6 protein-coding genes are annotated in these 16645 nt (G+C 72.8%); all 6 read left to right on the top strand.

Annotated elements, in window-relative coordinates; all coding sequences use genetic code 11:
• Window positions 1-255: 255 nt before the first annotated feature.
• From ACGFN2_RS02530 to ACGFN2_RS02505, 6 genes are read left to right on the top strand one after another with little or no spacing between them, the layout of a single operon-like run.
• On the top strand, window positions 256-1461 hold the full coding sequence (locus tag ACGFN2_RS02530) for a KamA family radical SAM protein (RefSeq protein WP_362602030.1): 1206 nt from the start codon (window positions 256-258) through the stop codon (window positions 1459-1461).
• On the top strand, window positions 1458-8429 hold the full coding sequence (locus ACGFN2_RS02525) for an amino acid adenylation domain-containing protein (protein ID WP_393356942.1): 6972 nt from the start codon (window positions 1458-1460) through the stop codon (window positions 8427-8429). The genes ACGFN2_RS02530 and ACGFN2_RS02525 overlap by 4 nt, the downstream gene beginning before the upstream one ends.
• A gap of 50 nt (window positions 8430-8479) precedes the next feature.
• The gene (locus ACGFN2_RS02520; protein WP_362602024.1) at window positions 8480-9214 is read left to right on the top strand and encodes a hypothetical protein; all 735 of its coding nucleotides are present in this window, start codon (window positions 8480-8482) and stop codon (window positions 9212-9214) included.
• Window positions 9211-10866, top strand: coding sequence for an MBL fold metallo-hydrolase (locus ACGFN2_RS02515; RefSeq protein ID WP_393356940.1), 1656 nt, complete (start codon window positions 9211-9213; stop codon window positions 10864-10866). The genes ACGFN2_RS02520 and ACGFN2_RS02515 overlap by 4 nt, the downstream gene beginning before the upstream one ends.
• Window positions 10863-14795, top strand: coding sequence for an amino acid adenylation domain-containing protein (locus ACGFN2_RS02510; protein WP_393356938.1), 3933 nt, complete (start codon window positions 10863-10865; stop codon window positions 14793-14795). The genes ACGFN2_RS02515 and ACGFN2_RS02510 overlap by 4 nt, the downstream gene beginning before the upstream one ends.
• Window positions 14776-16554, top strand: a complete 1779-nt coding sequence (locus ACGFN2_RS02505; RefSeq protein ID WP_393356936.1) for an NAD(P)/FAD-dependent oxidoreductase — start codon at window positions 14776-14778, stop codon at window positions 16552-16554. Before ACGFN2_RS02510 ends, ACGFN2_RS02505 begins: the two co-directional genes overlap by 20 nt.
• The last annotated feature ends 91 nt before the right edge of the window (window positions 16555-16645 follow it).

Below are 16645 nucleotides of genomic sequence, written 5' to 3'. Positions count from 1 at the left end.
AGAGTTCCAAGGGGCATCTAAAGCCCACCCTAAACGCGGTCCAAACACTTCCTTAAAGGCGCCTGACGGGTCATCTGAAGGCTAATTCTGCCACTCTTGAATCACCGTCACGACTGTGTTCTGGTGGAACTCAGGACAGCGACGATCATCCGTCGGTCTCCTTTTCCAGCAATCTCGCTTGGATGCAGCCGGAGGTTTCAGGTGTCAATCGGCGTAGAAAGTGGAGAGAGTGCCCGTCACCCGCGATGGGCGGACGTGCCCCAGGCCGAGTGGAGCGATCCGCGATGGCAGATGACCCACCGGCTGCGGCGCCCCTCGCAGTTGCGCGAGGTCATCAAGCTGACCGAGGACGAGGAGGCGGCGCTCGGCGGGGACGACCTGTTCCGCGTGGACATCACCCCGTACTTCCTCAGCCTCATCGACGGGGACGACCCGAACTGCCCGCTGCGCCGCCAGGTCGTGCCCAGCTCCCGGGAAATGGAGGCCTTCGACGGCCGGCTGCCCGATGCCAACTCGGAGATCGAGCACGAGCCGGTGCGCGGCATCATCCACAAATATCCCGACCGTCTGGTCATGCTCGTCACGAGCTCCTGCACCTCCTACTGCCGGTACTGCACACGGAGCCGGTTCGTCGGTGACGGAAAGCAGAACTACAGCCACTCGGACTGGGCGGAGCAACTGCGCTATATCCGGGATTCGCCACAGGTGCGGGATGTCCTCATCACCGGTGGAGATCCGCTGTCGATGGCGCGGAACCGGCTCGCCGAAATCATCACCGAACTCCGGAAGATTCCGCACGTCGAAATCATCCGGGTGGGCACGAGGGCCCCGGTCTTCAACCCCTTCGTCGTGGACGACGAGTTCTGTGAGCTCCTCGCGGCGAATCACCCGGTGTGGCTGAACATCCACGTCAACCACCCGTACGAGCTCACCCCCGAACTCGCGCGGGCCTGCTCGCGCCTCTCCCGTGCCGGCGTGCCCCTCGGCGCGCAGACGGTCCTGCTCGCGGGGATCAACGACAGCGTCGAGGTACAGCGCAGGCTGTGCACCGAACTCGTCCGCATGCGGGTACGCCCCTATTACCTGTACCAGTGCGACTCGGTGCGCGGCGCGGGGCACTTCCGGACCAGCGTCACCAAGGGCATCGAGATCATCGAGGGTCTGCGGGGGCACATCAGCGGCTTCGCGGTCCCGACCTATGTGGTCGACAGCCCCGGTGGCGGCGGGAAGATCCCGGTCGGACCGAACTACCTGCTCAGCCTGTCGCCGGAGCGGGCGGTCCTGCGCAACTGGGCGGGCGAGGTCTCCGAGTACCACGGACCGTCGGGGTACCGGTCGGGCACGACTCCGCCGCTGCGGGGGCCGAAGCCGGCCCGTGCGCACACCGAGGTGCCCACCGTGTCCGAGCGACTGTCCGGCACCTCGGCGCCGGACGGCGAGGCGGAGGGTTTCGAGGTATGAGCCCGGTGCACTCCGGGCCCGCGCTCCCGGCCCGAGACGGTGACGGTGCCCGTCCCTCCGCCGATGACGCGCTCGCGGCCGCCGTGATCGTGCTCGCGCGGTACGAGGACCGGTATCAGCTCGTCGTGGACGTCACGGCCGAACCGGCGGACGGGGCACCCGGAGCGGTGGCGGCACCCGGCGTCGTCGTGGACTGCTCCCCCTCGGCCACCTTCGCCCAGGTGCGCGCCGCGCTCGCCGGCCGGCTGCCGAAGCCCCGCGTCCCGGGTCGCTGGACGGTCCGGGTCGCCGATGCCGACACCCCTGAATCCGGCGCGGGCACCGGGCCCGTGGCGCCCTGCGAACTCACCGTGCGCGACGGCGCCGAGCCCACGCTCACCCTGGAGCACCCGTACGCGGCCGGCCCGCACGAGGCGGTCGCCCGTGTGCTCGCCGCCGGTACCGCCCGCCCGCGGCAGGAGCTGGCCGAACTCCCCGTACTCTCGCCCGCGGAGGCCGGTCTCCAGCGGCAGTGGCTCACCGGCGAGCCGTCCCCGGTACCGGCGGAGACGACGATCCATGAGCTCGTCCGGGCCGCGGCCGGCCGCCACCCGGAGCGGATCGCGGCGGCCTGTGCCGCGGAACGCCTCACCTACGAGGAGCTCGTGGAACGCGCCGACCGGGTGGCCGCCGCCCTACTGGCCCACGGGGTCGCGCGCGGGGAGGTCGTGGCCGTCGTCGCCGAGCGGTCGTGCGCGGTGCTCACCGCGGCGCTCGGTGTGCTCACCGCGGGCGGCGCGTTCTTCCTGCTCGACCCCACCCTGCCGGAGGCCCGCCGGGAACAGCTCCTGGCGGCGTCCGGGGCGCGGCTGGTCGTCACCACCCGGGCCGGGCGCACCGCGCTCACGGCGGACCGCCCCACCGTCGTCCTCGACGACCTGGGACCGGCCGGCCCGCAGCAGGACCGCCCGCAGCTGCACGGCGACGATCTCGCATACCTCATGTTCACCTCCGGCTCCCAGGGCGAGCCGAAGGGCGTCCTCGTACGCCACCGGTCCTTCGTCAACCGTCAGCGGTGGCTCATCGACCGGCTCGGCCTCGGGCCGGAGGATGTGTCGCTGGGGCGGACGGCGCTGTCGTTCGACCCCGCCGTATGCGAGATGTTCCGTCTGCTGCCGGTCGGAGGACGGGTCTGGTTCCTGCCCACCGGTCACGAGCGTGATCCGGCGCGGGTGCTGGACGCCATCGAGCGTGAGCGGGTCACTGTCGTGGACCTGGTGCCCTCCCCGCTGCGCAGCCTGCTGGAGCATGTGGTCGCACTGGGCCTCTCCTCGTCGGTCACCTCGCTGCGGTGGGTGCTGGCCGGCGCCGAGACCCTGCACCCCTGGCTGGTGGAGCTGTTCGAGAAGGCCGTCGGCCGCCACGGGGGCGCCCATCTGCTCAACGGGTGGGGTGCGACCGAGGTCTGTGTCGACGTCACCTCGTTCGACTGCTCGGCCGGACCGGTCGGCGAGCCGGTGCCGGTCGGCCGTCCGATGCCGGGGACTGGTGTCGCCGTGCTCGACCGCCACGGACGGTTCACGCCGCTCGGGGTGCCGGGTGAGCTCTTCGTGTCAGGCCGCTGCCTGGCCGCCGGCTACCTCAACGACCCCGGCCTGACCGGCGAACGCTTCGTACGGCGCGCGGTGGTGGGGCCGGAGCTGCTCTACCGCACCGGGGACCGGGCCCGGTGGCGCGCGGACGGGAACCTGGAGTTCCTGGGGCGGCTCGACGACGAGCTGTCGGTCCGCGGGCAGCGGATCGCCCCCGCGGAGATCGAGGCCGTGCTGCGCCGCCATCCCGCCGTGGACGAGGCCCTGGTCCGCACCGTGGGCGGTGGCCCGTCGGCGGAGGCGGGCGGTGAACGGCTGGTCGCCTGGGTGACCCACGAGGCCTCGGCCGCCCCGCCCGATCCGGCCGAAGTCCGCGCGCACCTGGGCGCGTTCCTGCCGTCCACCATGGTCCCCGAGGCGGTCCGGGTGCTGGCCGCCTTCCCCCGGACCGTGCACGACAAGGTCGACGTCAAGGCCCTGGTGGCGGCGTACACGGCGCGTCCGGAGGGCGCGGCGGAGCTGCCGGTCCCGGCCGGCGCCTCGGTCGAGGACACCCTCGCCGCCCTGTGGCGCGAGGTGCTGAACGGGGCGGCGGTCGGCCCGGAGGACGATCTGATCGCCCGGGGCGCCACCTCGCTGGACGCCGCGCGGGTGGCCACCCGGGCGGCGGCGGGGCTGTGCGGCCGGCTGGACGTGCTCACGGTCTTCGCGCACCCCACGATCCGGGCCCAGGCCGCGGTCATCCGGGACTGCGACCACTCCTCGTGCCGGGTCGCCCGCCTCGAACCCACGCCGCCGGCCGAGCGGGCCCCGGCGTCCCACAGCCAGCTCCGCCACTGGATCACCAGTCGCTCCGACGCCACGTCCTCGGCGTACAACATCGCGGTCGGCATCGAGCTGGCCGAGGTCCCCGGGCCCGCCGTCCTGCGCACCGCACTGAACGAACTGACCGCCCGTCACGAAATCCTCCGCACCACCTTCGCGCTGGAGGACGGGGAGCTGATCCAGCGCATCCTGCCGCCGCAGCCGGGCCGGGTGCCCGTGGAGACGGGTGCGGCGGCCGACCCGGCGCGCCATCTGCGCGCGGTGAGCGAGCGGCCGTTCGACACCGAGGCCGGGCCCCTGCTGCGGCTCGGCCTGATCACCCCGGCCGCTCCGGAGCGGACACCCGACCGGGGAACCGTGCTGTACCTCGTGATCCACCATCTGATCAGCGACACCTGGTCGTTGACGCTACTGCTCACCGAACTGGCCGCACGGTGCCGGGAGTTGGCTGCCGATGGCGGTCCGGCGGAACTGCCGCCCGCCCGCCTCCAGTACCGCGACTACGCCGCCTGGGAACGCGCACGGCTCGCCGGACCGGCCGGCGACCGGATGCGCCGCTTCTGGGCCGACCGGCTGGCCGGGCCGCTGCCGGCCCTCGGTCTCCCGCTGGACGCCCCACGAGGCTCCGCGAAGGTGCCCGGGGCCGATGTCCGGCGCTTCGCACTGAGCCCCGAGGCCACCGGCGCGCTGCGGTCGTGGGCCGGGCGGCAGCGCGCCACGCTGTTCATGGCCCTGCTCACCGCGACCTCCGCCTGGCTGCACCAGCTGACCGGTCAGCGCGACCTGGTGGTCGGTACCCCGGTGGCCGGCCGCCCGCACGTCGATCTCGAAGACGTCCTCGGCTCCTTCGTCAACAGCGTGGCGCTCCGCGTGGCCGTGGACCCGGAGGCCTCGCCGGAGGATCTGCTCGCCCGCGTCCGGTCCACCGCCCTGGACGCGTTCGCCCACGAGGAGTACCCCCTCGACCTCGTCGTACGGGACCTGGGCCTGGCGCGCGACCCCCGGCGCTCGGCCCTGTTCGACGTGATGCTGGTCCTGCAGAACGCGCCCGGGGCCCGTACCGAGTCCGTGTGGGGGGAGCCCCGCGCCCGCCGGGTCGACGTCGACCGCGGCGTCGGCAAGCTCGACATGATCGTCACGTTCGTCGAGGACGAGGACGGGCTGCGCGGTGAGATCGAGTACGACTCCCACCTCTTCGCGAGCAGGACCGTCGAACGCTGGCTCTCCGGGCTGTCGCACGTGCTCACCGCGCTCCCGGACTCCGCCGGTGCGACCGCCGCGGCCGTGGCCCGGTCGGCGCTGGAGGCCCCGGTGGTCCCTGACCTGCTGCACACGGGGGTCGAGCGGCACGCCCGCCGCACGCCCGAGCGCCCCGCCGTGGTGTGCGAGGACCGGGTGCTGACCTACGGGGAACTCAACCGCAGGGCGAACCGGCTCGCCCGCCGGCTGCGCGACGACTTCGGCGTGACGCCGGGGCAGATCGTCGGCTACGCGGTCGAGCGCTCCGAGCGCGTGCCCGTCGTCCAGCTCGCGGTCCTCAAGGCGGGCGGTGCCTTCCTCGGGATCGACCCCACCCAGCCCGAGGCGCGCGGCCGCGCCGTCCTGGAGGACGCCCGGCCGGTCCTGCTGGTCGTCGACGGTCACGAGCGCGGCCGCCCGGAGGGTGTGCCATGGCTCCCCGTGCTGGCCCTCGACGACGAACCCGAACCGTGCGACGACGGCGTGGAGTTGACCGACCTGCCTCCGGCCGCCGGCGCTGACGACCCCGCGTACGTCATCTACACCTCCGGCAGCACCGGCACGCCCAAGGGTGTCGTGGTGGAGCACCGGAACGCCCTCGCGCTCCTGTGGGCCGGCGGCTGGCCGTTCGACTTCCGGGACGACGACGTCTGGACGTCGACGCACTCGTTCGCCTTCGACTTCTCCGTATGGGAACTCCATCTGCCGCTCTCCCGCGGCGCCCGGGTCGTGATCATCACCGAGGCCGCCCGCCGGGACCCGCGGCAGCTGCTCCCGGTCCTCGTGCGGGAGGGGGTGACCGTGCTGTCCCAGGTCCCCAGCACCTTCGAGCGCGCGGTGGACGCACTCGACCGCCGCCCGGAACTGGCGCCGGCCTCGCTGCGCTACGTGGTACTCGGCGGAGAGCCGATCCACCCCGGTGCCGTCCGGCGCCTCGCCGGCCATGTGCCCGGCGTGGACGTGGTCAACGGCTACGGCATCACCGAGACCACCGTCTTCACGACGTTCAAGCGGCTCGACCCCGACGGGGACTCCGGGGCGCCGTCCGACGTGCAGAACATCGGCCGCCCGATGGGCACGATGAGCGTGGAACTGCTGGACCCGGACGGGCAGCCGGTACCTGACGGCGGCGTCGGGGAGATCGTCATCAGCGGGCCTGCGGTGGCCCGTGGTTACCTCGGCCGCCCCGGGGAGACGGCCCGCGCCTTCGGGGTGCACCCGCCCGTTCCCGGGGTCCGGGAGGGCGCGGGCGGCGGACACGACGGCGCCCCGTCCCGGAGGTGGTACCGCTCCGGAGACCTCGCCCGGCGCCTCCCCTCCGGTGATCTGGTGTTCGTCGGACGGCGCGACCGCCAGGTCAAGATCCGCGGCTACCGGGTGGAGCTGGAGGAGGTCCGCTCCGCGATCCTGGGCACGGGACTCCTGGTCGGCGACGCCGTGACCGACGTCCGGACGGGCCCGGCTGACGCCCCCTCGGTGGTGGCCTACGTCGACGACCGAGACCGGGAACAGATCCCCGCCCTGCGCCGGCGGCTGCGCGAGCTGCTGCCCGCGCCCATGGTCCCCGCCTCGTTCGTCACCGTCGCCGACTGGCCGACCACGGACAACGGGAAGGCGGACCTGGACGCGCTCCGCGCGCGGTACTCCGCGGCTCCGGAGAACCCTGCCGAGGGCCCGGCGGAACCGGCGGAGACGGACCACGGTGCCACGGACGGTCCGCCCGGCACACTGGCCTCGCTGGCGGCCCTGTGGAGCGAGCTGCTCGGCCACCCCGAACCCGGTCCCGACGACAACTTCTTCACCGTCGGCGGCCATTCCCTGCTGGCCGTGGCGCTGGTGACCAGGGTGGAGGAGGAACTGGGCGTCGTCCTCGGTCTGGAGGACGTGCTGACGTACGCCACGCTCGGCCGCCAGGCGGAGCTGATCGACGCCCGCCGCACTCCGGCGGAGGAGGAGCGGCCCGCCACCGTGCCGGACCCGCTCCCGGCGGCCCCGGACGGCGACGACTCCCCGTTGTCGCCCGCGCAGTCGGAGTTCTGGCTGCTCGACCAGTTCCGGAGCCCGGAGACGCCCGCGGCGCTGCCCGAGATCGTGGATCTCGGGACCGCGTGGGACCCGGCGGCCGACCGGGCCACGTTCGCCCGGCTCGTCGAGTCCTTCGAGATCCTGCGCACCGACTTCCCCCTGGCCGACGGCCGCCCGCGGCAGCGGGTCCATCCACACGGCCCCGAGGACGCGCTCCGGCTGACCGACCTGTCCCGCTCCCCCACGGCGGAGGACCTGCGCACCCTCCTCGACGAGGAGGCGGCCCGGCCGCTGGACCTCGCCGAGGGCCCGCTGTTCCGGCTCCATCTGGTCCGGCGGCCCGACGCGTCGACGCTCGCCGTGGTCACCGCCCACCACATCGTGTGGGACGGCATGTCCTTCGACGTCCTCGCCCAGTGGTGGCAGCGGGACCGGCAGGCGCAGCAGGCGGGCCGGGGCGCCCCGCGGCGTCCGGAGCGTCAGTTCCGCGACGTCACCGCCGACCACCTCGCCTACCTCAGGGGCCCCGAGGGGCGTGCCGAACTCGCGTGGTGGACCGGGCGGTTGTCCGGGGCCGACCGCATCCGGCCCGATCTCACGCCGCTGGGCATCGGCCGCCCCTCCGGGCCACGGGACTTCCTCGGGCGCCGCCACTGGGTGACCGTGGACGCCCGCCGTACCCGTGCCCTGCGGGCCCTCTGCGCGGACGGCGGCACGACGCTGTTCGCGGGGCTGCACGCCGTCGTCAAGGCGTTCCTGTTCGCCATGACCCGGCAGACCGACCTGGTCGTGATGTCGCCGGTGTCGCTGCGGGACGGGCGGGTCCTGGAGGAGCAGCTCGGCCCGTTGCTGAACACCGTCGCCCTCCGCGACCACATCCGGCCCGGTGAACCGTTCTGTGCTCTGCTGGACTCCGTCCGCCACTCGGTTCTCGACGCGCTCGCCCACCGGCGGACCCCGCCGGGGGACATCGGCCGGGCGCTGGGCCTGGAGCCGGACGCACCGCTCGCCGACGTCGGCCTGACGCTCCAGCCCCGGGCCGGCACCGCCGAAGTCCCCCGGACGGATGTGGTCTTCGGCGCCCACACCGCGCTGTGGTTCGACATCACCGAGCGGGCGGACACCCTGCAGGTGGAGATCGTGGCGCCGCGCGCCCGCATCGACGACGACACGCTCGCCGGACTCGGGCGGGCCTTCCTCCGGATCGTGGAGACCCTCCTCGATCACGCCGACGACCCGCTGGACCGGGCCGTGGACGCCCGGCCGGCGCAGTCCCCGGCCCCCCTGACCATCGAGCTGCGCTACTGAGCGCTGATCCCGGGACTGGTGTGAAGCCGTCCCCGCCGAAAGGAGCAGAGGTGGACACTCAGGAAGTACCGCCGGTTCAGGCACACCATGAGCCGGTCGACCACGAGGTCTGGCAGCGGCTCTACCGCCAGCAGCGGGATCTCGTGCCGTTGGCCGCGCCGGCCCTCTACCTGGAGGGGCTCGACCTGCTCGGCCTCCCGGCCGATCACGTGCCCGATCTCGACCGGGTGAACGAGCGCGTCCGCGCGATCACCGGCTGGACCTTCGTCGCGGTGGACGGACTGGTGAAGGGGGCCGACTTCTTCGACATGCTCCTGAACCGGCGGTTCCCGGTGACCAACCAGATGCGCAATCCGGAGGAGATCCGCTTCGCCGAACTGCCCGACCTCTTCCACGACTTGTTCGGGCACGGCCCGTTCCTGGCCCATCCGCGCACGGCGCTTCTGTACCAGGAGTTCGGCCGTATCGGGGTCCGGTGCGCCGAGCGCCCGGACGAACTCGCGCTGCTCCAGAGCATCATGTGGACCACGCTGGAGGCCGGTCTGATACGGACGCCCGACGGGCTCCGGGCGCTGGGTGGCGCCATCCTGTCGTCGGCCGACGAGATCCAGCAGTGCCTGGACCCGGCCTGCCCGGTCGAGACCTTCGACCCGGAGGTGGTGCGGCGCGAGACCTTCGACATCCTCCAGCTCCAGAACCGGTACTTCGTGGTCGAGGACCTAGCGGAGATCGAGTCGGCGCTGGCCGCGCTGGACACCCTGGTCGCCGAGGGAGACCGCTCATGACGAGCCCGCAGAAGACCCCCGGTCACTTCCTCCGCGGTGATGTCGAGGTCGAGCCGCTGGTCGACCGCTGGTATGCGTGGGTGCACCTGGTCTCGCCGGCCACGGCCGCCTTCGTCACCATCGAGCGTCATCTGCGGATGATGGAGTCCTATGTCCGCTCCCCCGCGATGCACGCCGCCGCCGCGGCGAACCCGGCGACGCGCAGCGGCCCGTTCCTCGACCTCGGCGGCGCCAAGGTCGCCGAGGTCCAGGCGCTGCTGGACGCGACGCGCACCAAGGCGAAGCGCCAGCAGGACTTCGTGTCGGCGTTCGGTGAACTCGACGAACTGCTGGAGAGCATGACCGGCGGGGCGCTGGAACCGCTCTACCCGTCCGTCCCGGCCGCGCTGAAGGGCCTGGTGGAGCTGGAGTACGACCGCCACAACCGGGCACGCTGCCGGCTCTACGAACGGCTGCTGTACGCCGATGCGCTGGCCGACCCGTCGGGGCAGTGTCTGCGGCTGGTGCGCACGGACCGGGACGGTGACCGTCCGTTCGCGTTCTCCACGCCCCGACTGCCCGTGGTGGAGGACCCGGACGCCGCCGACGGCGCGGCCTGGGAAGGCGCCGTGGAGCTCGATATGCCCTTCGCCACTCCGGCGCTCGACACCCTGTTCCGCGCCCGCACCGAACCCGTCGACCCGGACGCGCTCGCCGACGAACTGGGCCTGGACGCCGGGGCCAGGACCCGTTTCCGTGAGCTGTTCACCACCACGCCCCCGCGGGCGCCGGGCGCGCGCGAGGAGGCGCAGGCCGGTCCGGGGGAGGTCCGGGTGACCTACTTCGGGCACGCCTGTGTGCTGGTGGAGCACGAGGGCGTCAGCATCCTCGTCGACCCGGTGCTCCCCTACGACCACGATTCCGACGTGCCGCGCCTCTCGTTCGCCGACCTGCCCGACCGGATCGATTACGTACTGATCACCCACGCCCACCACGACCATGTGCTGCCCGAGACGCTGCTGCAGATCCGGCACAAGGTGGGGACGGTCATCGTGCCCGGCAACGACGGCGGCGGGCTGATGGACCCGTCGCTGCGCCTGGTCGTCGAGCACCTGGGCTTCCCCGACGTCCGTGAGGTGCGGGAGCTCGACGTCGTGCCGCTTCCCGACGGGGCGATCACCGCCATCCCGTTCGTCGGCGAGCACCACGACCTGGCGATCCGGTCGAAGTCCACCTACCACGTCCGGCTCGGCGGCCGGACGGCGCTGTTCGGGGCCGACACCGCCAACGTCAACCCGGCGCTCTACGACCGCGTGCACGACCTGGTCGGCGATGTGGACATGCTGTTCCTCGGCATGGAGTGCGAGGGCGCACCGGCGAGTTGGGTCTACGCCCCGTACTTCGCCCATCCGCTCGACCGGGACCACGACCAGAGCCGGCGGGGGCGCGCGTCCACCTGCCAGGAGGCCCTCGACGTCGTCGAGCGGTTCAGCGGCTCGGCGGTCTATGTGTACGCGATGGGCGAGGAGCCCTGGCTCTATCCCCTGCTGGGCATCCCCTACACCGACGACTCCCTCGCCATCCGGGAAGCCAACCTCCTGGTCGAGACCTGCCACACCCAGGGCCGCCACTCCGAGCGGCTCTACGGGGCGAAGCGCTGGAGGGCATCGTGAGCATCTCCCGTATCGAGGCCCTTCAGGGCCCGGCCCATCAGCAGCAGCGCGCCGCCTGGCTGGCGGCCATGCCGTCCGCCGAGGACGCCCTGCACTGGGCCGACACCGTCGTCACCACGAAGACGGCCGCCCCGGGGACGCGGCAGCGCGCCGTGCTCGGGCCGGAGAGCCGCCGCCGGGTCACCGCCGTGAGCGGTGGCCAGGCGCTGGGCGGCTTCGTGGTCCTGCTCTCCGCCCTCGCGGCCGTCGTCCGGCGCACCTCGGCACATGACGTGGTCTGGCTGTCCACGCCCCTGCTCCGCGGCGTCGAGAGCCCCTACGGGCACGACGACCGGGTACCGCTGGTCTTCCGCGCGGAGCGGCGGGACAGCTTCAAGTCACTGCTGGAGCAGGTGCGCCACCAGGCCGCCACCTGCTACGCGGTCCAGGGCTTCCCGGTCCGCGACCTGTGGGCACAGGCGGACGGACCCACGGACACCGGGCTGATGGTCGCCGAGACACATCTGCACGAGGAGGTGCCCGCCGACGACGGCACCGACCTGGTGATCCGGATCGATGCGGCCGAGGGCAGCTTCGACTTCGAGGACCGGCACGGCCGGTACCCGGCGTGGTTCGCCGGCCATGTCGTCGGGCTGGTCGAGAAGGTGCTGGCACATCTCGACGCCCCCGAGGCCGCGGTGGCCGACCTGGATCTGCTCGACGACGACGAGATCCTCCACCAGCTCGACACCCTCACCGCCACCGGCGTCCCCGCCCACACCCCGGACGACTCGCTGGCGGCACGGTTCCGGGCGGTGGCCGCCGCGGCCGGCGACGCCCCCGCCCTCCTCACCGGCGGCCGGACCGTGAGCTACGGCGAACTGCTGGCCCGCGCCGAGCAGTTCGCCCACCATCTGCGGAACGACCTGGGCCTGGCCGACGGAGAGGCGGTGGCCGTCCTCGTCTCGCGGGCCGAGGACACCCTCGTGGCGCTGTGGGGGTGCATGATCGCCGGGACCGCGTACGTCCCGGTCGACCCGCACGCCCCGGCCGCCCGTATCGCGCAGATCGCCGAGGCCTCGAAGGCCAAGACCCTGGCGGTGCACTCCGGTCTGCTGCACCGTCTCACCGATCTGCCCTCGCTCGCCGTGTGCTGTCCCGACCTCCAGTTCCCCGCGGGCACCGCGGCGGGACCGACGGCCGAACCGACCTGGCCGGCCCCGCGGGGCGGTGACGCGGCCGCGGTGATCACGACCTCGGGCTCGGGCGGGACCCCGCGCACGATCGTCCTCGACCACGCCGGCGTGGTGAACGTCGCGCTCGACCACGTGACCGAGCTGGCCCTCGGCCCCGGCGACCGCTATCTCGCGTTCATGGCGCTGTCGTTCGACGGCGCGCTGCTCGACATCGTGATGACCCATCTCGCCGGTGCGGCGCTGGTCCTGCCCGATGAGCAGGAACTCGCCGACCCGCGCCGCCTGGAGGACCTGATGGCGGAGCACGCCGTCACGGCGACCACCCTCACGCCCTCCTACCTGAGCGCCCTGGACCCGCGGCGGCTGCCGGACCTCCGGGTGCTCATCTCGGCGGCGGAGCCCGCAAACACCGCGGACCTGACGGCGTGGGCGGCCCGCGGCGTCGCGGTGTACAACGGCTACGGCCCGACCGAGGCGTGCGTGAACACGACGCTGCACCGGGTGGACCCGCGGCGCGACTACCAGAGTGTGCCGCTCGGCCGGCCGCGCGCGAACATGCAGGTCTACATCCTGGACCAGGACCGGAATCTGCTCCCCCGCCACGTCATCGGCGAAATCGCCATCTCCGGGCGCGGTGTGGCGTCCGGGTACGTCGGGGACCCGGAGCAGAGCGCCCGCCGGTTCGTCCCGCACCCGTTCCGTCCGGACGATGTGCTGCACCTCTCCGGCGACCTCGGCGGCTGGGACGAGAACGGCGAGCTGGTCTTCGCGGGCCGCCGGGACCAGCAGGTGAAGATCCGCGGCTTCCGGGTGGACCCCACCGAGGTCGAGGCCGCGCTGCGCGGGCACGACCGCGTGGAGGACGCCGTCGTGGCCGTGGACGCCGTGCACGGGGTCCTGCTGGCCTTCGTCCGCGAGCCGGGCGGCCGCGGTACGGAGCACGACGAGGGGCTGACGGGCGCGCTCGCCGACCACCTCGCCCGGACGCTCCCGGCCTACATGGTCCCCGGCGCCGTGCACCTCGTCGACGCCTTCCCCACCACCGAGCACGGCAAGGTGGACCGCCGCGCCCTCATCGCCCTGCACGAGCGGCGGATGGCGGAGCGTCCGGTCGGCACACCGGCGACCCCGCTCGAATCGAGCCTGGTCGAGGTGTGGGCGAAGGTCCTCGGCAGGTCCGCGATCGACGCCGAGGACGACTTCTTCCAGCTCGGCGGCGACTCGATCCGGCTGATCCAGGCCGTACAGGCCGCGGAGCAGGTGGGGGTCGCCCTGCGCACCAGCGACATCATCGAGCACCGCACGGTCCGGGCGCTCGCACGCATGGTGACCGGTCGCGGCGACGCCGCCGAGCCCGCGGCGCCGGCCGTGAGCGCGTCGGTGAACCTCACCGACGAGGAGGCGCGGCAGTTGCCGGCGGGGTACGAGGACGCCTATCCGCTGACGCACCTTCAGGAGCGGATGGTCGAGTGGTCCGCCGAGCCGGACCTGCGGGCGCTGCACACCTACCGCTGCGTCGCGGGGTGGCGGCTGCGCGCCGGGGACCTGGACGTCGAGGCGCTGCGGCGGGCGCTGCGCGGCCTGGTCGAGCGGCACCGGTCGCTGCGCACCACCGTGGTCCGCGCGCCCGGCTCGGGACGTCTGCTGCAGTGCGTCCTCCCTCCGGACAGCACCCTCGTCGACACCGTCGAAGCGGGCCCGGGGGAGGAGGCCGACGCGGTGCTGAACGCCGTCGTCGAGGCGGACCTCGCCGAACCGTTCGCCACCGACGGCACCGCACCGTGGACCCGCTTCCGGATCGTCGTACGCTCCGCGACCGAGGCCGATGTCCTGATGTCCGCGCACCACGCGCTGACGGACGGCTGGAGCGGGGTCCAGCTGCGGAACGAGCTGCTGGCGGACTACGGGACGCTCCGCGCCGGTGGCCGCCCGGACACCGCCGCACCCGCGGTGGACTCCTACCGGGAGTTCGTCGCCCTGGAGAAGACGCTCGCCAACGACCCGCAGGCACAGGACTTCTGGGCGAAGGCCCTCGCCACGCTCCCGGACGGGCCGGCCGCCCCGCGCCGGGAGTTCCGGCGGGTGGGCTACACAGAGGTCGTCGTGCCCCCGGAGCGGGTCGAGGAGATCCTCACGAGCGCCGGCAACGAGCGGCTCTCCCCCAAGGCCCGCTGTCTCTCCGCGTTCCTCTCCGCCCTCCACCGGCACGGCGGTGCACCGGCGCTGACGGTCGGCGTCGTCGCCAACGGCCGCTCGGAGCGGCTCACCGACCCGCTCGGCACCACCGGACTGTTCTGGAACATCCTGCCCTTCAGCTCCCGGTGGGACGCCGGTGCGCAGCCCCCCTCGGCGACGGCGGTCCAGGCCGGGCTCGACGCCATGGAGCCCTACGCGGGATATCCGCTGGCGGGCCAGGTGGCGGACGACCGGGCGGTCGCGGGCTGGTTCAACTTCGTGCACTTCCATCACGCCCGCGACGCCGTCGAGCGGCTGACCCTGGTCGAGGAGTGCGTCGCCCTCGGCCAGCTCCACCACCCGGTGGTGCTCGCGGTGTCGCTCGAACCGGCGACTCCTGGCGGCGCGCCCCAGCTCGTCGCCACCCTGGAGCACGACCTCGACCGGCTCGACGAGACCGCGGCCGAGCGGCTGATGGCCCTCTGGTCGGAGGCGCTGTCCCAGCCGGCCACCGACATCCCGGGCCACGGCCCCGTACCCGGCAATCCGGAGGAATCCCGTGACACTGTTCGGCCCTGAGCCCACCGAGACGCCCGAGGACACCCCCTGGTACGACGTCGTGGTCTGCGGCGGCGGACTCGCGGGCGCCACGTTCGCCCGCCATCTGCGCCGCAAGCAGCCCGACGCCTCGGTCCTGGTGATCGACGGGCAGACCTACCCGGTGCCGCTGGCGGCCCACAAGGTCGGCGAATCGACCGTGGACATCGCGGGGTTCTACTTCTCCTCCGTCCTCGGGCTCGCCGACTACATGGCGGACAAGCACCTGCCCAAGCTGGGCCTGCGCTACTTCTTCGGCCGGGCCGGCGAACCGTTCGCGGACGCACCGGAGATCGGGCTCTCCGCCCTGCCGGGGCGCAGCACCTACCAGATCGACCGCGGGGTCCTGGAGAACGACCTGTACGAGATGAACTGCGAGGCCGGTGTCGAGATCGGCACCGGCAGCATGGTCCGCGAGGTCGACCTGGGCCCCGGCAGCGCCTCGCACCTGGTGCACTACGTCGACGGGGACGGGACGCCGCGCAGCGCACGCTGCCGCTGGGTGGTCGATGCCATGGGCCGGGCCCGGTACCTCCAGCGCAAGCTGGGGCTGCAACGCCCCACCGAGGGCCAGTTCAACGCCGCGTGGTTCCGCGTCGAGGGTCGGCTCGACGTCGAGGATTTCGTGTCCGACGACAACGCCGAGTGGCACGAGCGGGTGCCGGGCCGCCGGCGCCGGCTCTCCACGGTCCATCTGATGGGCCCCGGCTACTGGGTCTGGCTGATTCCGCTCGGCTCCGGCAACACCAGCGTCGGCATCGTGACGTCCGGTGAGCTCCACGACATCGACGGGATGAGCACCCTGCCCGGTGCCGTCGAGTGGCTGGAGCGCCACGAGCCGGCGGTCGCGTCCGCGCTGGTCCACCACGAGGTCCTCGACTTCCTCGCGGTCCGCGACTACAGCTACACCTCCTCGCAGGTGTTCTCGGCCGACCGCTGGGGCTGTGTGGGGGAGGCCGCGGCCTTCGCCGACCCGTTCTACTCCCCCGGCTCCAACATGATCGCCTTCGAGAACTCGGCACTGATCGAGCTGATCGGCGAGGACGCCCGAAACGAGCTGCGCCCGGAGCGCGTCGACGAGCTGAGCCGTTTCGTGCTCGGCCAGAACGACTGGCTGGAGTACAACATCCACAGTTCGTACTCGTACTTCGGCGAGCCACTGATCATGGCGCTGTCGTTCCTCTGGGACACCCTGCTCTCCTGGACCACGGCGACCCCGCAGATCTACAACGGCATCTTCCTCGACGAGGAGAAGGCCGCCGCGGTCCGCAGTGCGACCCCCGGTCTGTACGCGCTGACCGTGCAGGTCAAGCGGTTGTTCAAGCAGTGGGAACGGAAGGCGGGCCGGGGCCGGGACTTCCGCTTCATCGACTACTACAAGATCCCGTTCCTCCGTGAGGCGTACGAACGCAACCTCGTGGAGGGCAAGTCCGTCGACGAACTCGTCGCCGACCACCGCCACTCCATGGAGGTGCTCGAAGAGGTGGCCCAGGCCATCTTCCGCATCGCCGTGGAGGACACCATGCCCGAGCGGCGGGCACACCTCGACGAGCACCCCTGGCTCAACGCCTGGGCGATCGGCCTGGACCCCGAGCGGTGGCAGACCGACGGACTCTTCAAGCCCACCACGCCGCCGCGCTCCCCCGACCGGGCCTACACGAGCCTCACCGCACTGTTCGACGCCCCGCCCGCGGAGCCCGACACGACCCCGGCCGCGCTGCCGATCGAACTGCGGCTCTAGACACTCAGAACCGCATCACCGCCGGTGTCCGCGGCTCCCGTCGCGGACACCGGCGCGGACCCCAGGCGGCTCCTCACGAGCCGGAGATCCA

Origin of the sequence: Streptomyces sp. NPDC048612 (assembly GCF_043199295.1) — a bacterium.
Classification (GTDB): domain Bacteria; phylum Actinomycetota; class Actinomycetes; order Streptomycetales; family Streptomycetaceae; genus Streptomyces.
Note: the sequence above shows the minus strand (reverse complement) of the source record. Positions and strands in the feature narration are given on the sequence as shown.